This is a genomic window from Fibrobacter sp. (assembly GCF_017545445.1).
Taxonomy (GTDB): Bacteria; Fibrobacterota; Fibrobacteria; order Fibrobacterales; family Fibrobacteraceae; genus Fibrobacter.
Genome location: NZ_JAFWOM010000130.1, coordinates 1 through 16,647 on the forward strand (window position 1 = coordinate 1; position 16,647 = coordinate 16,647).

Consider the following 16,647-nt stretch of genomic DNA (forward strand, 5'->3'; position numbering starts at 1 on the left):
ATAATTGGAGAATTTATGGAAAAAGAATTCTTTAAGGCGATAGGCTTATATATTGATTCTCAATATATTAAGGTCTATACAGAGTATTGGGTGTATGAACGTGGACGGTGTTCAACAGTCCCTGCATTCGTATTACGTAGAGATTGTAGCGATGAGGATTTATTGAAACATATCAAAATTTGTTTTGAAAACAGTAAATATATATCCGAAAAAGAATACGACAATCTCGGTGGATGGGATGTTCTATGGGATATTCTAAAGAAAGCATTGAAAAAGAAATCGCTAAAAAATTTCTATCAAACTTCTGTTGGCTTTTGCTTGGAATGGACAGGAGAAATGGCGGTTCACATATCTGTATGGAAATATTACGTGGGGAAAGCTGCGTCGCAGACTACGGCGGATGAAACTTTTGATTTGGAATACGATGAAGCATCTCCTGCGAAATTTGTGGTAAAGCTTCGACAAATCATGGAAGAAATGTACGAAAAATACCACGTAAAATCGAATGACGAAATTCGCCAAGCGAAAAAAAAGCCAGGAAAAAGAGAAATCAACAAAGCGTTGAGTGATTTAGAAAAAAAAGATACTTTATGCAGAAGAATCGTTTCCAAAAAATTCGGGTGGAAACAAAGCAGTTTCATCAATTGGAAAGTTGAAGGCGGATATTATTTTTATTTGGAACATCTCAATTGCTATAGTGAAGCAACCTTGTATGTCAAGCCCCTTTATATAGACGACTTATGGTGGGATGTTTTTGAAATGTCCAGCAATAAAAAAGCACCCATGAGCTTGAGAGGAAATGGAACGTTTTCGTTAGATGGCGTAAAAATACTGAAGACCCCCGACCTTTTTGACATTAGAACGAATGAGCGTGGGGCTGAGTATGAATTAGAAAAAATACAGAAATATTCCAACGAAGATATCGAAAAGATTTGGGACAACGTTTTCCGACAATTTGACGACGAGGTAAAACGTTTTCTCAAAGAGAATCCTGATCCTGATTCCTATTTTCCAGAAGAGGAAAAATGCCATGAATATTACATGCTTATAACGTATTTACATGCAGGAGACAGGCAAAAAGTTCTGGACAAAATCGCGGAGTTCAGAGCGATTCCAAATCGAATAAAGACTCGTTTGGGGGCTTCTTATGACGGCAAAACAAGAGACGGACTCGACTTTATCGAAGCATGGTGTTTGCGAGAACTCGCAGAGCAAGGCGATGTGATGGCTCAGTACAAACTTGGAACGGCGTATGAAGAAGGTTCTTGTGTTCACATAGATAATGAAAAAGCCGTCTTTTGGTATCGCAAAGCGGCGGAACAAGGAAATTCATCAGCTCAATACAGTCTTGGAAGGATGTTCGATTACGGGTGCGGCGTCCCCGAAGACAAACAAGAAGCTGCCATTTGGTATCGTAAAGCCGCTGAACAAGGCGACGGGAATGCCCAAAACGATCTTGGCGTTATGTATCTTACCGGAGAAGGCGTTCCCGAAGATAAATCTGAAGCCATATTCTGGCTCCAAAAAGCCGCCGAGCAGGGAGTCGCACTTGCACAAAATAATCTCGGCATAAGGTATCTTAACGGCGATGGCATTCCCGAGGACAAGGCGCAAGCCGCCTTTTGGTTCCGCAAAGCTGCCGAGCAAGGACTTGCCGCAGCTCAATTCAATCTCGGCGTAAGGTGTTTTAAAGGAGATGGCGTTCCCGAAGACAAATCGGAAGCAGTGTCATGGTTTCAAAAAGCAGCCGAGCAAGGGCTTGAAGAAGCTCAAATCAATCTCGACTTAATATTACAAGACAAACAAGAAACTCTGGCGTGAGGAACAAAGCCATCGTTTTAATTTGGATATCAATTTCACATGTCAACAACCTTACAAATTATTGAAATAAAAAAAGGCTCACCGTATCTTCCGCAAGTTCAGGCGTTGTATGAATCGGCGTTCCCGGCAAACGAGCGGATTCCGATGAAGCAATTGCTCGACAACAAAATCAAACGGGAATTCTGGGCGTTTTTCGAAAAGGAAGATGGCGAGAACGGCGCAGCCCCTACGTTCTGCGGGTTTTCGAATTCCATTTCACACGGTGACATCACGAACATCGTTTATTTCGCAGTTGTGCCAGAACTACGTTGCCGTGGGTACGGCTCGCAAATTTTGCAGGCCATCCGCGAAAAGCATCCCGACGCCCGTATTGTCGTCGATATCGAAGTCGAAGAAGATTCCAAAGACGATGAGGAACTCGAACGCAGGAACCGCCGTCGCGACTTTTACCAGCGCAACGGCTTTGACGCCGCACCCGTCGAATACCACTGGCAGGGCGAACACTACCGCCTACTCAGCGCAGGCGGCACCGTCACCGAAAAAGAATTCCGCGATTTCTGGAAAGAAATCCTCAAGGATATTCCTGGAGCAAAATATCCGTAGTTATATTATTGGGACTCTATAGATCTATTTTTACCACCGTATAGTTAGGATACAAGATGGAAAATATCATTAACACAATTTTGTTGTTGTCAGCAGTGGCAATTGTAGCTTATCCTTTTTTTCTCGCACCCTTTGCTGAAAAGCATTCAAAATGGCTATGGCTAGTGGTGGCTATCGTAGTACTGAATATTTTTCTGAGTTTGGCCTATTGGGCCTTCGATGATTTGTCAACAGGCTTTCTGTTATCCTATTATGGATATAATTTTGACGGTATGTTTGAAGAGGAGCAATATGCGAATGTGGAGCCTTGCAATCGAGAGAGGGTGGATCGTCTATTCTCTCATTTAATGGGCGTTGGTTGGCCGTTGAGAGCTATGTTTATGTATGTGATTGTCACGGCTCTTCATCTTGTCGCCTGTCTCGTGACGCATTGGCTATTTAAGTTAGTCCATTTCCTGAGAAAGGGATAGCTTTGGGAATATGATTTTTTCAATTGAATACAAAATATTAAAAACATCAATAAAGCGCAGAGTTTAGCCTTCTTGCATTTCCTTCTTGTACATTTCTTCTATGTACGCGGGACCTTCACACCAAAGTTTTTGTTCTTCGTCATAAAGCTGACGAGCCGTGCGGGAACTCAAGAATTCCGGCATCAATTCCGTCGCAGAACGTCCCTGTTCGTGAGCCAGGTCCATCACCACCATAGAAATCAACATGTCTATGGCTGCATCAATCCTCTCCTGCGTCACAGCCATACGCGTTCCTCTTTCTGAAAGTCAAGGCAAAGGATTGACCGACTTGTTCTAAAGCAGTATTGATTCTTGAGTCTTTCAGGAATTAAAAGAGAAATACACAAATCGTCCGCTTCTTTAGAGCCAACCGCACCATAAGCGCCAAGCATATAGGCGGCAATAGTCAAGTTTGTCGCATCATTGGCTATTTTGCCACCAATGATATCGTACTTTTGGCATTCCAGAACAACGTCTTTGAACGACGATTTACGTCTGTGCCCCACAACACAGTGAAGCCAAGAAACATCGGCGACGGGAAAATTTTTCTCAAGAATCTCGCCGTTTCTGCTAAAAAGAAATGACGACACAACACCAAACTTTTGATTTGGGTTTACATTCCCGCTATCAAGAGCATGACGAAGACTAATCTTCGCAAACGACCGCGCCTGCTCAATATCCGTAGTCAGACAAAAGCCCTGTCCAAAGTCTTTATACTTAGCACATTTAGCAAGATCGGGTTCATGGACCGCACAATAACTACCATGATAGAGAACTGTTCCATCAACTAATTCATTGACCAATGACCGCCCCTTTTTTCTCGAGGTATTGACGGACATCGTCCAAAACAGCAAAATCCCCTTCAATATGGAAAAGATCCCAGAACTTTTCGATATATGCATATATACCATACTTCTGGAATAAGGCGTTGACCGCATGCATAGATAGGCCCCATTCCTGCGTCGCCAACCTGACAATCCTCGCCTGCATAAAGGTTATTTGAGTTTCCTTTCCCATATTACAAGTATAATATAGATTGATTGCATTGGATAATCAAGCGAAGATTCGTTTGAAACGCCAATTATAGCAGATTCCCCGAAAAACAGCCCAAAAGTAAGACTTTTACAGGCCTTTACGCTCCGCGCATTCTACCTATATCCGTAAATAGTAAAAGTTTGTTCTGATTCGTTATACTCATACGGAATACTGTGTTTCTGCAATATCTCCAGAATTAAAGACTTATGATCAATGGTCTGAATTTTATCCGGCACAAGCAACCCGATGTGCTCACGAACCGTCTCAACATGCTTTATCTTCATCCATTCAATTTCCGATAAGTCCAGAGTTTTACTCCCAAAGTTAAAGTCTTCATCACCATGCAAATTCCAGAAAACATCAGGTTCGGGTGCGTTTTTTTCAAATAAAGTTTTATACTGCACACAATCCCAAGGCGCTTTTTCCATGAGGTCATTCACCAATTCACGCCACTTGGTATTGTTCATATACGACACAAGACTTTTTTCTTCAACAAATGATTTTATCTGTTCGTGCCAGGTCTTTTTATTTCTGTATTTTCCGTCTTCTATATCATCTATATGATGTTGCAAAAATTTAAGTCCATCATCACAGCGCAAAGCAATGTAAGACATTGTAGATATAAACTGTCCATTTCGCATAACATAACACCACCCCCATTTATAATGACTATATCCTTCAACAATATAATGAATACCGCCTTTCCATTTGATGTCAAGTACCTTTTTCCAGCCAGTCTCATTTGTATTATCTATCGGCTGAAATACTCCGCTTCTTGGATTAAGCTTTTTGTACAATGACTCGAAAAACAAATCCTTATCAATTTGCATAACATTCCCCCAACGGCAATTCTACTGTCATTATAAATATTTTGCAGGAGAACGTCAACGCACTTAGAACTGTATGGATGGGGCAAGCCCCAACCTCTTTGGCTCGGTCATACCCGTTCAAGTACGGTTGCGACGCTCGCCTTTTGAGGTTGTCTTATCGCCTTCGGCTCCAGGATGACGGTTTCCAAGACGATGCTTTCGAGAAAGGTTGCTTCGAGGATGACCGTGGCTGCGACGTTGACGCATTACATCTGGCGTCAAAACGCTAATCTATCAAATCATTCTGGAATCTTGACAGGTGTTCAAACGGCAAAATTTGACGGCCTCTGAACAGCCCGCAGCCATCGTTAATCAGCTGATTGTTGATGGCCTTGAACATGTTCACATCGATTTTCGCAAGTTCAATTTCCTGCAACTTCGTCAAGCGTTCGTAAGCCTCGTCAAAGTAAACACACTCGCCGCTCGGAATTTGGTCGTGCTTGGAACGTTGTTTTTCCTGCGTTTTTTCGTAACCAAAGTGATTTGCCTCGCCAATTTCGGCGAAATCATCCATATCTTTTGTACGCAATTGAACTTCCGTATAGCAGCGTGCAAGGTTATCATAAAACGTTATATGCAACGACTGGTAACCAGAACTTCTTGGAGTTGCAACCGAGTCATGATAATACGGTTGAACAGCCTCTTTAAGCAACTCGCAATGTCCGCCGTCCGCATGCTTGGAAATTTCTGGAGTAAAGCCGCGCTCTTCCAAAAACTCGGGCAAGACGTTTGCAATGTCATACAAGTATTTCCGTTCGACTTCGCTCCGTTCTTCGCCTTTTTTGATATGGCAAACCGGCATCGAAATCACGATACGGTAAGCAATCAAATCACGGAAGTTCAGTTTACTTTTGATTTCAGCTTCGGATGGGAATTTTCCGTTTTTCTGGTAATAGTTGTAAATAAATTCAAGAATGTATCCATTGAATTTTTCTTCGGCACGGACAAGTGACTTTATTCGTCCTTTAAAGGTAAACGCAAGGAACGGATACTCCCTTGTCATGTACTTGTAGAACTCTTTGATTCTTTGGGACTGCGAGGTGAGGAAGTCATTGTGCTCCAGCAATTCAATAATCTGTATCAGAAAATTTGAATGCGCAAGGTCAATGCTATTTCGCGATTCTTTAGCACTGTTTCTGAGGTCATTCGAATACTGATGCAAAATTTTCAGTACCGTATTCCCGGAAAACAGATAGTCGTTCAAAGAGATCATTTTATTACTCCCGAAGCAGGGCTTCTCATAGAGGCTTACGAGCAGTAATATAACAAAAGCATTTGCGGTTTCGCGGGAAATAAAGTAAATTATAAAAAAATAATTTTTTTTCATTTTAAATTATTACGCATAGTGTAAAACAGGTTTTCACGAATTGTAACAGATTACAAAATATGGTCACTCATGAGCATTTAGGATAAAGTTTTATGAAAAATAGAGAACTCAAAATTCACGGCATTTACAAGCACTTCAAAAATCGCTACTACATCGTCGAAGGCGTAGCCAAGCATTCCGAAACCGAAGACGAATACGTCATTTACCGAGCCCTTTACGGAGACAATACGGTTTGGCTCCGCGAAAAATCGATGTTTCTAAGCGAAGTCGATCACGAGAAATACCCAGACGTTCAACAGAAATACCGCTTTGAACTTGTGGACCTAAAATCTGTTGTTTAGCGGCAAAACTTCACGTATGAATTACATACTAAAAACGCGTTTTAAGCGTTTTAGTATGTAATTGACAAATCGTTATTTTTCTCATTACATACTAAAAATCAAATTTAAGGAATTTAGTATGTAATTTTTGTCTAAAAATGACTACTTTGAGTACCTTTGGGGCAAAAAAAAACATAAAAAACAATTTTAACGCTATTTTCGTCGTTTTTTCATACATTTTTACATACTAAAATATCATTTTTTGTAATTTAGTATGTATTGTAACAAAATAACATACTTTAGTACCCGGATAACAGCATGTTCCATAAAAATTTTATTTTAGCATTCTTAGCATTCGCGTCAATCGCCTGTGCCCAGACGATGAAAGAAGGCTTATTCAACATGGTGTCGAATTGCTATAACGCATGGGAAAAAGCAAAAGCAGAAGGATGGGCTAGCGACGACGCGGAACTAAAGGATTTTGGATACGGACATATAACGTACGATATACCCAACGGCTATGTAGAAACAAGTGGAATAACTGATGCAGATCCTCCATTCATGAATGAATGCGAAGCTAAAGCAGCAGCATTCAAGGATGCAAAAGGGAAATACACATACGTCAAGTACGACCTGTATTATTGCAGGTATTATGAAGAATCTACGGCAAGTAGAGACATCAAAGATGTTATGCCAGAAGGTTTCGGTCTTGATTCTTTTGTTGGCCATCATGTAGAAAAGCCAAGCACAGTCTCTTTCTTATTAACATTTGACATTCCTAAAATTGGCACCGAAATGGATATTCATCTTAAAATACTGCCATTCGGTTTAGCCCCTAATGATGTGAACGGTCTCACATACAAACAAACGAGGAAAGTTTCAGAATTTGAAGAACCATTACTTCGTTTTAGGGAGATTGCAGACCATGTAGATAACGCCACCCTTCTTTTGGCAGCAGAAGGAAAGTACGATAAAATACCTCCCAAGCAGAAGCAGATATTCGACAACACAATAAAAGAATTTGGCTATGGAAAAGTTTCTACAAAGGATATTCTTTTAATTGCCAATGATTTAAAGAAAATGTACGACATTTATTCGTCTTTAGAATGTGTCCAAATGACGCTCAAATGGAATAAGCAAACAGCCAGATTTGAAATAAAGTCAAAAGGGCCGAAGCCTCCTGCTTACAGTACATTCAAGGATTTTTTGGATGATGATACTGGCAAAGCATTCGTAGAATTTGTTGGTTTTAGATGTTAAATATCAAACTATGATATTATCGCCGATTTATTTCAACGGAAGTCCATATAGATGGCGGATCTAGTCCGCCATGACATCATGAGAAAAAAATCGTTTAAATACAGAAATTCAAACAATGAGAACGAAAACTACCATTTTAGCATTCTTTGTATTCGTTTCATTCGCCTGTGCCCAGACGATGAAAGAAAGCTTGTTCAACATGGTGTCGAATTGCTATAACGCATGGAAAGCTGTAGAAGCGGATGCCAACGATGACGAAGATTTAAAAAACATGGGGATTCCATTCGGACATATAACGTACGCTATACCCAATGGCTATGTGGAAACATCAGGAGGAACAAGTCTGCCACCCTCCATGGATGAATGCAAAGCTAAAGCGGCAGCATTCAAGGATGCAAAAGGGAAATACACATACGTCAAATACGAAGAAACGTCTTGCAATTATTATGAAGAATCTTCGGCTAGTAGAGACATCAAGGATGTTATGCCTGTAGGTTTCAGTCTTGATTCTTTTGTTGGCAATCATGTAGAAAAGCCAAGCACATCCTCCTTTTTGTTAACATTTGACATTCCTAAAATTGGCACCGAAATGGAAGTTCATCTTAAAATGCTGCCATTCGGTTTAGCCCCTAATGATGTGAACGGTCTCACTTACAAAGCAACAGGGGAAATAAATAAGAAGTTCGGTCATATGAGCTTTGAAGCGAGACGATGCTTTAGGGAGATTGCAGCCCATGTAGATAACGCCACCCTTCTTTTGGCAGCAGAAGGAAAGTACGATGAAATACCTCCCAAGCAGAAGCAGATATTCGACAACACAATAAAAGAATTTGGCAATGGAAAAGTTTCTACAAAGGATATTCTTTTAATTGCCAATGATTTAAAGAAAATATCCGACATTTATTCGTCATTAGAATGTGTCCAAATGACGCTCAAATGGAATAAGCAAACAGCCAGATTTGAAATAAAGTCAAAAGGGCCGAAGCCTCCTGCTTATAGCACTTTCAAGGAATTTTTGAAAAAAGGCGTAGAATTTGTTGGCGAAAGATGTTAAACATAAAAAATTGTTTATATTAAAATCATGAACAAGAAAAAACTTATTACCTTGCTTTTGGCTGTCGTCGGGATTCTCATGATTACGTTCTTCGTGAGGGACTGGCTTGTATTTTACAACTGCGGTGCTGTCGAGCAATGCCTCGTTGAAAGCAGTAATTATCAGAACATTGCCAAGTTCGCCGTTACCGCCATCATGACGATTGTCGTGTTTTTCATTGGCGGAAATTGCCTTTGCAAGCGCGACCGAAACTTTTTGCAAGCCGGGTTCGCCATGGCTTTGTGTGCAGATTTCTGCCTGAAAATCATGCACAATTACGCTAGCATTTTGGAGCATCGCAGCGATTATACGCTACTCGGCATCTGCTTTTTCATGGTGGTGCAAGCGTTATTCATTTTCCGCCACACGCGCACAAGCGATACTGACAACAAAGCGCCTTGGATTTTGACCATTCCTTTTGCGGTCATGTTCATCACGAACGCCCTCCACCTGTTCCGCATTTTCGAAGGGCCGACCATCCCTATCATCGCAACTTACGCAGCATTCCTCTTCTGCTCGCTTTATGTTGCCTGCAAAGTCCCAAAGAAAGGCTACTTCCCTGCTAAAAACGCAAGCAACATCAAGCGCGGCATGATTCTCTTTTTCTGCTGTGACGTATGCGTGGGCATCTCGCTTGCTACCGGTGACGACCACACCGTTCAAGAAATCGTCGCCACGGTTGCGAATAACTTTGTATGGTATTTCTACACACCGGCCCTGATTTTACTTGGACTCAGCGGCTACAAGAGAAAAGAATAGACTACAAAAAAAATCTCGGTTTTAACCGAGATTTTTTTATTTCAGCAGACGACCTCCCGGAACGAAGTCCGGGATGACAAGAAGCAGGTTACAATTACTTGATTGTCCGACCTTTGAAATCGTATTTACGGAATTCACGCGGTTCATTTAAAGGACCTTCGTGACGAGCACCTTCGCCGAATTCGACAACGAGTTTTCCATTTTCACGATAAACTCTACTGCCATAGACGTGTGCCGTAGAACGCATTGCCGAGCTGATTGACGTTTTCGAAGTGTCCTTTGCCGGGATTTCATCGCTGAGCTTGAGCAATCGCCACATCTGATACCACGGCCAATCGTCGTTCCAGCTTTGAACCACGCGTTCGCCATCCGTAGTTGCACGCAGATAATGTCCGCTGTTCTGCATTTTCATACGAACAACATTTCCTTCGTAGCCAGATTGCTTTTCCATTGCAATTTTCTGATGAGCACCGCCGTTCCACTTGTACAGCCCTGCCGTCACGCCAGCATCCGTTTTTTCGTTCGGGATTTCAACAACCACGTCGCCAAAGTTGATGCGGTAAGAACCTGAGATTGGCGTAATCGTCGCTATCGCATTATCGCCCTTGCAGTCGCCAAGCGAGAGGCCTCCCTCTGCATTCTTGACCATGCATGTGCCAAAGTTCATCGACATAATGCGCACCGTATCCGGTTTCGCGGGCTTTGCCTGCCACACGCGAACCCAGTCCGCTTCGAAATACGCAGGCTTGTCCGCCGTGATTTCGATGTCATCGCCAGCCCAGCCGCCAATAGCCAAGTTCACGATGATGTACTGTGCAGAAAGTTGCCTGATTTCGGTCGGACGGTTATAGCTAGCGAACTTTTTGTCGTCAAAGTAAAAACTGAGAGTCGATTCATCCCATTCCACCGCATACGTGTGGAAGCCGGCGGAACGATCCGTGTTATCGTCCTTGTGTCCGCCAAAAGAGGCTTCGTGATCCCAAGCCGAGCCATGACTGTTGTACCAACTCGGGTCGGTGTAATGCAGATAATAATGGTGCTGCTTACGCGATGCAGGTATTTCCAGAATGTCGATTTCAGGAGGCCAGCCATCTTGCAGAGTCCAGAACGCAGGCCAAGTGCCCTTTTGCCACGGAGCCTTGAAACGTCCTTCGATATATCCGTACTTGACTTCGAAATGGCCCTTGGTGTCAATCGCGCCCGAAGTGTAATCGACCGGAATTTCCTTGTTGTTGAACTTCGCCTTTTTCCCCTTGGCATCTGGATGGGTTTTCTTTTCGCCCTTGAGCTTAAGCGTGCCATCGGAGACAATCACGTTTTCCTTGGCACAGTAAGCACGGTGGTTGTGCGTCGGGCCCCAGTTGTACGTCGAGTTCCACTTTTTCGTATCCAACGAGGTTCCGTCGAAGTTATCTTCAAAAACGAGATTCCAACCAGACAAATTTCCTGGCGGGTCAGCAAAAGCAAAGGACGCCAGAAACAAGATGATAGAAGGCTTAGCAATGCTTGCAATGACGTGATTCTTTTTCATATCCAATTCCAATCCTCACCCACGACTTTCAAAAACACCATCACCAAAAAAATAGCCGTAGGCATTATAAAATATACCTACGGCATCGCTATTATTCAAGTTAAAATATCATAAACAATCAATCTTTCACGCAACGGACCGAAAGTCCATTGATTTTTCTCACAGTATTTACGATGGCGTTGTCGTTGCTGCAATCCAAGTACATGTGGTAAGCGAGAGAATCCGCAGCGCCGCCGTCGGCCTCCGTAGCAGCCCACATGAGGGAAGAGCAACCGTGATAGGTAAATCCATCCTGGGTGCGAGTGGTAAATTTCATGCCCGCGGGGAGCGCTGTAAAGCCGAAATCATCAGTACCGCTGCCTTCGTTCTCCCAACCATTCACGGACTTGAGCTTGCTAGAGCCTTTCCAGAGGATCTCGTTCAAGGAATCGGCACCGACTTCTTGCAACAACGATTCCCAGTCCGCCTTCGTCGGCAAACGCCAGCCTTCGGGGCAAACCCTCTTCGCCACTTTCCACGTGTAGAGGCGGCCCGCCGATTCGCAGTTCTCGGGTTTATCCCAGTAGCACCAGTCGTTCTTGATTGAGCTCGCAGCCCCTTCGATGTCGAAGTAGTTCAGGTTCTCGGCCATCCAAGTCTTGCCGCCAATCTGCGTCGTCTTATAGACTGTCCCATCACGCGGGTCCGTCATCGAGCCGTAAGCGAAGTTCGGATTCATGTGCGATTCCTTGGAATCGTAGAAATGCCACACGCCCACGCTGTCGGGGTCATGACGGGCCGTATCGATGCCGTCAATGCCATTGGGGAAAAGAATGTCCATAATAGAATCTAACGAAGCGGAATCAGCACTAGACTGTGAAACCTCGTCCGTCGAAACTTCAGACAATTCTTCAACAGCATCCTGTGCCGCGACTTGATTGACTGTTCCTTGAATTTTGCCCGAAGCATCCGGCACATCCGCCGTTCCCTTTTGCGACTGCAATGTCGGAGCTTTATCGCTACCAGAATTCTCGACAACACTCAAATCATCATTCAAACCTTCCGGGGATGAACTCGCATTGTCGCAAGCAACAAATGCTGCAACAGTCAATGCAGATGCTGCCAAAAGCTGTATTTTTTTTAAAGACATAACACACCTCTCCAAATCCTTTTTAAATAATTTAAATTCGTTTGTGATGAAAAGCAATAGAAGAATGCCTACGTTCGGGCTTTTTCGCCCAAAAAACTTATCAAAAAAGCTATATGACACAAAAGACAGTCGCAAGACCCATAAAAACGCAATAGAGCTACGCCCCCTCCATTACGAATACAACAAAAAAGCACTTTTTAAGACTGAAATGGCAAAATCGTGAATCGAAAACAGGGAAAAAGCGATTTTTTGATACCAAAACGGCTTGATTATCGCTTTTGGTAGCACATTTTTCATACAAGCTAATCAAATTTCATCATATTTCAACAACTAATGCCGTACCATCCTCTACAAAATGCTACCAAATGGGCGTAAAAACAATTTTTAGTAGCACTTTTTTCACAGCAAGCCCGTACACAAGTACACACAACATAAAAAACATGCTACTAAAAGGACCATTACACGCGTTTTAGTAGCATATTTTCGCAAAAAAGCATAAGATGCCCGATTGTCATCCCGGACACTGTTCCGGGACGGGCATGACAAGATGAAAAACTGACCCCGGCACTGAGGCCGGGGTGACATGAAAAAAAATGCCCGCTCGGTCTGTTCACCGAGACGGGCTTTATTGCTTATGCGAACCTAGCAGTTTATTCTTCGGTTTCCGTCGGGCCGACGTCCTGCTTTTCAGCATCGTCCTTCACAACGGAATCGTCATCGACTTCAACGCCCTTGACTTTGTCGAAGGTTTCCTTGGCATCGGCGCTATCCTGTTCGATATCCTCGACGCTCGGGAGTGCGGTTGCATCCTTCACGACGTCGCCATCGCGCAGCGTAATCGCCTTGACGCCCTGAGCGTTGCGGCCCGTAAGGCGGATATCGGCAGCCTTGATGCGGATGACCTGACCGTCCTTACTCGTGATAATCAAGTCGTAGTCGTCGGCAACGCTTTCCACGAACACGGCGGCACCAATCTTGTCTGTAACGTTCAAGTTGCGGACGCCCTTGCTGCCACGGCGGGTCACGCGGTAAGAGCCCGGTTCAGAACGTTTGCCATAACCCTTTTCGGTAATGGTCAAGATTTTGTTGCCGGCCTTGAGCCACAAGAGCGAAATGACTTCGTCGCCTTCGGCAAGCGTAATGCCCTTCACACCATGAGTGCCACGGCCCATAGCACGGAAGCAGCTAATCGGGAACGTGACCGCCTGGCCGTTCTTGGTCGCAATCATCAAGAGGTCCTTCGGAATCGGACGGTTAGCGAAGTCTTCGGCATCGCCAGATTCTTCTTCAGAAGCATCGGTTGGTGAGCCGGTTGATGAGCCTGCCGAATCAGTCGAACCATCGTCGGTTGGTGAGCTCGTCGAACCATCAACGGTTTCTGCAGAATCGTCGTCAGAGGCGTTCTTGCTGGCTTCGTATTCTTCGGCAGACATGCCCACGAGCTGAACCTTAACCAATTCATCGTCTTCATCGAGGCTAATGGCATTGACGCCAGCCTTGCGCGGACGGCTAAAGAGCGTGAGGTCCATCTTGTTGATGATACCCTTCTTGGTTGCAAACACGAGGCAGAAGTATCCACCGAACTTGCGGACCGGCACAATCGCCTGCACCTTTTCGCCTTCCGTGAGGGCGACAAAGTTCACAATCGGGCGGCCCTTGCCATTGCGAGCGCCTTCCGGCAAGCGATAGACCTTCGTCCAATAGACGCGGCCCTTGTTCGTGAACACGAGCAAGTAGCTATGCGTGCTAGCCGTGAAAATCTGTTCCACGTTGTCTTCGTCCTTGAGGCCAGCACCGATGATACCTTTACCACCGCGGTTCTGGGCCTTGAACGTATCAATCGGCAAGCGACGGATGTAGCCTTCCTTACTGAGCGTAATAACCTGTTCTTCTTCAGCAATGAGGTCTTCGTCATCGCTATCATCAATAGCTTCGCCAATCGTCGTGCGGCGATCGTCACCGTACTTGTCAACAACGGCATCGAGCTTCTGGAGCATGATAGCCACGCGGCGTTCGCGCTTTTCCAAGATGTCCTTCAAGTCGGCAACGGTAGCCACGAGTTCGTTGTACTCGGCTTCCAACTTTTCGAGGTTGAGGCCGGTGAGCTGACCGAGGCGCATGTCAACGATGGCCTGCGACTGGATTTCATCCAAACCAAAGCGATCTTGCAAGCTCTGCTTTGCAATTTCGGTTGTCTTGCTCGCCTTGATAATCTGCACGACTTCATCGATATTCTGCGTTGCGATGCGCAAGCCTTCGATAATATGCAAGCGGGCTTCGGCCTTCTTCAAATCGAACTGCGTTGCACGCGTAATCACATCGAGGCGGTGGTCAATATAAACCTGCAAAAGATCCTTGAGCGTAAGGAGCTTCGGGAGGTTATTGACGAGCGCCAAGTTGTAAATACTAAACGTTGTCTGCAACTGCGTGTACTTGAACAAGTTATTCAAGACAACTTCGCCAACTGCATCACGGCGGAGTTCAATCACAATACGAATGTCGCGGCTAGATTCATCGCGAATATCCGTAATGCCATCAACGCGCTTATCGCGAACGAGATCAGCAATCTTCTTACAGAGTTCGGCCTTGTTCACCATGTACGGGATTTCCGTCACGATGATACGCGGCTTGCCCTTTGAATCCGTTTCAATTTCAGTACGAGCGCGCACACGCACACGGCCATGCCCCGTGAGGTAAGCTTCACGAATACCAGAACGGCCACAGACAATAGCGCCTGTCGGGAAGTCTGGGCCCTTCACATATTCCATGAGGTCTTCGCCAGTCAAGTCTGGATTTTCAGCCAAAGCATGGATAGCGGCACCGACTTCGCGCAAGTTGTGCGGAGCCATATTCGTCGCCATACCTACAGCAATACCCGATGTTCCGTTCACAATCATGTTCGGGAGCGCAGACGGGAGCACCAGCGGTTCTTCGAGCGATTCATCGTAGTTCGGGCCCATGTCGACCGTCTCTTTTTCGAGATCTTCGAGCATAAGGGCGCCAAGGTTGTTCATCTTCGCTTCGGTATAACGCATGGCAGCCGGGCTGTCACCGTCGATAGAACCGAAGTTACCCTGACCAAACACCAGCGGATAGCGCAACGAGAAATCCTGCGCCATACGGGCAAGAGTATCGTAAACAGCAACGTCACCATGTGGGTGGTACTTACCGATAACATCACCCACAATACGGGCAGACTTGACCGTTCCCTTGTTCGGAACCACGCCCAACTTGTGCATACTGTACATCACGCGGCGGTGCACCGGCTTAAAGCCATCGCGGGCATCCGGCAATGCTCGAGCGACAATAACGCTCATCGAGTAGCGAAGATAGCAGTCCTGCATGTCTTGTTCGACAAGACTCTTGAACTGCGATCCAGGTACCATTTCTTCTGACATTATTATTCCTCAGTTAGTGGTTAGTGGTTAGTGATTAGTGGCTAGGTTACAGGTGTTAGGTTGTAGGAGGTAGGTGAATAATCTTTTGCTACGCAAAAACTCTTTAAAGAGCGGCATGGTTCGGCAAGCTCACCAACCTTAACCGCGATTATAAATCCTAAGACCTAATACCTAAACCCTAATACCTTTCTCTACCATTCACCTCCCGCTAACATTTCATTTATCCTCTTCAAACTTTTTTCATCGGTCTGGTCGATTTTATGCGGAGTGACTGTTGCATACCCCTGATTCAACAGATAGTCATCGCTATCCTTGGGTTGCTCATCCCACAGTTTTTCGCCATCCAATTGCCACAGTCCCCCATCATGGGAGTAGTGGTCCGTAAACATACCAAGGGCCATCCTTGTCGCCTTGAACCCCTTGAAGGTTTCAGCAGTAGCCTTTGGAAAATTCACGTTCCAGAACACGCCCGTAGGAATTTCGCGATACCAGCCATTTTTCACGACACGAACCGCAAAATCAATTGCAGCCTGCAAAAGACAATCCCCGCCCCGCAGCGAAAGTGCAACGCCAGGCACGCCCCAAAGAGCGGCTTCTCGCGCCCCGGCAACCGTCCCCGAATAAAGCGACGACACGCCGGAATTTTCGCCCACGTTCACGCCTGAAAAACACACGTCAAAAGCACCCGGACCACCTCCCTCAGACCCTGTTCCGTGCTGGGCAAAATGCCCTATCGCAAACTTGGCACAATCAGCAGGAGTTCCCGACATGGCATACACACGTTCGGCCACGTTTCTGAGAGAAAGACCACGGCGAACCGTAAACGCATGAGAAACGCCACTCTGTTCCGATTCTGGGGCAAACACAAACACCTCGGCCACCTGCGAAAGAGCAGACGCCAAAGAACGCATATAGGCGCTTTCTACCCCATCATCATTGACTATCAGGACACGTGTTTTTAAGTTGTTTTGCATGCTCCGGCAAAGATAGAAA

The 16,647-nt window shown here is 45.0% G+C and carries 18 protein-coding genes; 9 read left to right on the forward strand and 9 right to left on the reverse strand.

Annotation, left to right across the window (positions count from 1 at the left end):
• Positions 1-245 precede the first annotated feature (245 nt).
• The 4 genes from IKG78_RS14055 (at position 246) to IKG78_RS14070 (ending at position 2,894) form a co-directional block, all read left to right on the forward strand.
• Positions 246-404, forward strand: coding sequence for a hypothetical protein (locus IKG78_RS14055; RefSeq protein WP_290944589.1), 159 nt, complete (start codon positions 246-248; stop codon positions 402-404).
• Positions 405-477: 73 nt separating this feature from the next.
• Positions 478-1,821, forward strand: a complete 1,344-nt coding sequence (locus IKG78_RS14060) for a tetratricopeptide repeat protein (RefSeq protein WP_290944591.1) — start codon at positions 478-480, stop codon at positions 1,819-1,821.
• A 39-nt stretch (positions 1,822-1,860) separates the two neighbouring features.
• The gene (locus IKG78_RS14065) at positions 1,861-2,424 is read left to right on the forward strand and encodes a GNAT family N-acetyltransferase (RefSeq protein ID WP_290944593.1); all 564 of its coding nucleotides are present in this window, start codon (positions 1,861-1,863) and stop codon (positions 2,422-2,424) included.
• A gap of 56 nt (positions 2,425-2,480) precedes the next feature.
• A complete protein-coding gene (locus IKG78_RS14070; RefSeq protein WP_290944595.1) occupies positions 2,481-2,894 on the forward strand; it encodes a hypothetical protein in 414 nt (137 codons plus the stop codon).
• Between the two features lie 63 nt (positions 2,895-2,957).
• Here the strand turns inward: IKG78_RS14070 and IKG78_RS14075 are convergent, their stop codons facing one another.
• From IKG78_RS14075 to IKG78_RS14090, 4 genes are all read right to left on the reverse strand, one after another.
• Entirely contained in the window at positions 2,958-3,179 is a 222-nt protein-coding gene (locus IKG78_RS14075; RefSeq protein ID WP_290944598.1) for a hypothetical protein, read from the reverse strand.
• Positions 3,170-3,736, reverse strand: a complete 567-nt coding sequence (locus IKG78_RS14080; RefSeq protein ID WP_290944600.1) for a DUF3990 domain-containing protein — start codon at positions 3,734-3,736, stop codon at positions 3,170-3,172. Before IKG78_RS14080 ends, IKG78_RS14075 begins: the two co-directional genes overlap by 10 nt.
• Entirely contained in the window at positions 3,726-3,950 is a 225-nt protein-coding gene (locus tag IKG78_RS14085; protein WP_290944602.1) for a DUF3791 domain-containing protein, read from the reverse strand. Before IKG78_RS14085 ends, IKG78_RS14080 begins: the two co-directional genes overlap by 11 nt.
• Positions 3,951-4,081: 131 nt before the next feature.
• Positions 4,082-4,798, reverse strand: a complete 717-nt coding sequence (locus tag IKG78_RS14090) for a DUF6678 family protein (protein WP_290944604.1) — start codon at positions 4,796-4,798, stop codon at positions 4,082-4,084.
• Between the two features lie 41 nt (positions 4,799-4,839).
• On the opposite strand from IKG78_RS14090, the gene IKG78_RS14095 reads away from it, so the two are divergent.
• On the forward strand, positions 4,840-5,067 hold the full coding sequence (locus tag IKG78_RS14095; protein WP_290944606.1) for a hypothetical protein: 228 nt from the start codon (positions 4,840-4,842) through the stop codon (positions 5,065-5,067).
• Here IKG78_RS14095 and IKG78_RS14100 read toward each other — a convergent pair.
• Positions 5,064-6,050, reverse strand: coding sequence for a guanosine polyphosphate pyrophosphohydrolase (locus tag IKG78_RS14100; RefSeq protein WP_290944608.1), 987 nt, complete (start codon positions 6,048-6,050; stop codon positions 5,064-5,066). The two genes, IKG78_RS14095 and IKG78_RS14100, sit on opposite strands and share 4 nt — an antisense overlap.
• 206 nt (positions 6,051-6,256) lie before the next feature.
• Between IKG78_RS14100 and IKG78_RS14105 the strand changes: the two genes are divergently transcribed.
• From IKG78_RS14105 to IKG78_RS14120, 4 genes are all read left to right on the forward strand, one after another.
• On the forward strand, positions 6,257-6,505 hold the full coding sequence (locus IKG78_RS14105) for a DUF1653 domain-containing protein (RefSeq protein WP_290944610.1): 249 nt from the start codon (positions 6,257-6,259) through the stop codon (positions 6,503-6,505).
• A 297-nt stretch (positions 6,506-6,802) separates the two neighbouring features.
• On the forward strand, positions 6,803-7,744 hold the full coding sequence (locus tag IKG78_RS14110) for a hypothetical protein (protein ID WP_290944612.1): 942 nt from the start codon (positions 6,803-6,805) through the stop codon (positions 7,742-7,744).
• A gap of 115 nt (positions 7,745-7,859) precedes the next feature.
• Positions 7,860-8,798, forward strand: coding sequence for a hypothetical protein (locus tag IKG78_RS14115; protein ID WP_290944614.1), 939 nt, complete (start codon positions 7,860-7,862; stop codon positions 8,796-8,798).
• 27 nt (positions 8,799-8,825) lie between these two features.
• Positions 8,826-9,596, forward strand: a complete 771-nt coding sequence (locus tag IKG78_RS14120) for a lysoplasmalogenase family protein (protein WP_290944616.1) — start codon at positions 8,826-8,828, stop codon at positions 9,594-9,596.
• 94 nt (positions 9,597-9,690) lie between these two features.
• On the opposite strand, the gene IKG78_RS14125 is transcribed toward IKG78_RS14120, so the two are convergent.
• The 4 genes from IKG78_RS14125 to surE all read right to left on the reverse strand — a co-directional run bounded on the left by IKG78_RS14125 (position 9,691) and on the right by surE (position 16,628).
• On the reverse strand, positions 9,691-11,127 hold the full coding sequence (locus IKG78_RS14125) for a glycoside hydrolase family 16 protein (protein WP_290944618.1): 1,437 nt from the start codon (positions 11,125-11,127) through the stop codon (positions 9,691-9,693).
• Between the two features lie 118 nt (positions 11,128-11,245).
• Positions 11,246-12,256 carry a fibrobacter succinogenes major paralogous domain-containing protein gene (locus IKG78_RS14130; RefSeq protein ID WP_290944620.1) on the reverse strand — a complete coding sequence of 337 codons (1,011 nt, stop codon included), beginning with the start codon at positions 12,254-12,256 and terminating at the stop codon, positions 11,246-11,248.
• A gap of 650 nt (positions 12,257-12,906) precedes the next feature.
• Positions 12,907-15,654: a DNA gyrase subunit A gene (gene gyrA / locus IKG78_RS14135; RefSeq protein ID WP_290944622.1), complete on the reverse strand. Its 2,748-nt coding sequence runs from the start codon at positions 15,652-15,654 to the stop codon at positions 12,907-12,909.
• Positions 15,655-15,845: 191 nt separating this feature from the next.
• Positions 15,846-16,628, reverse strand: coding sequence for a 5'/3'-nucleotidase SurE (gene surE, locus IKG78_RS14140; RefSeq protein ID WP_290944624.1), 783 nt, complete (start codon positions 16,626-16,628; stop codon positions 15,846-15,848).
• Positions 16,629-16,647: the final 19 nt, after the last annotated feature.

Coding starts and splice junctions, on each gene's coding strand:
- IKG78_RS14085 (WP_290944602.1), bottom strand. CDS start 3,950: ATGGGAAAGGAAACTCAAATAACCTTTATGCAGGCGAGGATTGTCAGG.
- IKG78_RS14130 (WP_290944620.1), bottom strand. CDS start 12,256: ATGTCTTTAAAAAAAATACAGCTTTTGGCAGCATCTGCATTGACTGTT.
- IKG78_RS14090 (WP_290944604.1), bottom strand. CDS start 4,798: ATGCAAATTGATAAGGATTTGTTTTTCGAGTCATTGTACAAAAAGCTT.
- surE (WP_290944624.1), bottom strand. CDS start 16,628: ATGCAAAACAACTTAAAAACACGTGTCCTGATAGTCAATGATGATGGG.
- IKG78_RS14125 (WP_290944618.1), bottom strand. CDS start 11,127: ATGAAAAAGAATCACGTCATTGCAAGCATTGCTAAGCCTTCTATCATC.
- gyrA (WP_290944622.1), bottom strand. CDS start 15,654: ATGTCAGAAGAAATGGTACCTGGATCGCAGTTCAAGAGTCTTGTCGAA.
- IKG78_RS14100 (WP_290944608.1), bottom strand. CDS start 6,050: ATGATCTCTTTGAACGACTATCTGTTTTCCGGGAATACGGTACTGAAA.
- IKG78_RS14115 (WP_290944614.1), top strand. CDS start 7,860: ATGAGAACGAAAACTACCATTTTAGCATTCTTTGTATTCGTTTCATTC.
- IKG78_RS14105 (WP_290944610.1), top strand. CDS start 6,257: ATGAAAAATAGAGAACTCAAAATTCACGGCATTTACAAGCACTTCAAA.
- IKG78_RS14055 (WP_290944589.1), top strand. CDS start 246: ATGGGATATTCTAAAGAAAGCATTGAAAAAGAAATCGCTAAAAAATTT.
- IKG78_RS14110 (WP_290944612.1), top strand. CDS start 6,803: ATGTTCCATAAAAATTTTATTTTAGCATTCTTAGCATTCGCGTCAATC.
- IKG78_RS14065 (WP_290944593.1), top strand. CDS start 1,861: ATGTCAACAACCTTACAAATTATTGAAATAAAAAAAGGCTCACCGTAT.
- IKG78_RS14070 (WP_290944595.1), top strand. CDS start 2,481: ATGGAAAATATCATTAACACAATTTTGTTGTTGTCAGCAGTGGCAATT.
- IKG78_RS14120 (WP_290944616.1), top strand. CDS start 8,826: ATGAACAAGAAAAAACTTATTACCTTGCTTTTGGCTGTCGTCGGGATT.
- IKG78_RS14075 (WP_290944598.1), bottom strand. CDS start 3,179: ATGGCTGTGACGCAGGAGAGGATTGATGCAGCCATAGACATGTTGATT.
- IKG78_RS14060 (WP_290944591.1), top strand. CDS start 478: ATGTACGAAAAATACCACGTAAAATCGAATGACGAAATTCGCCAAGCG.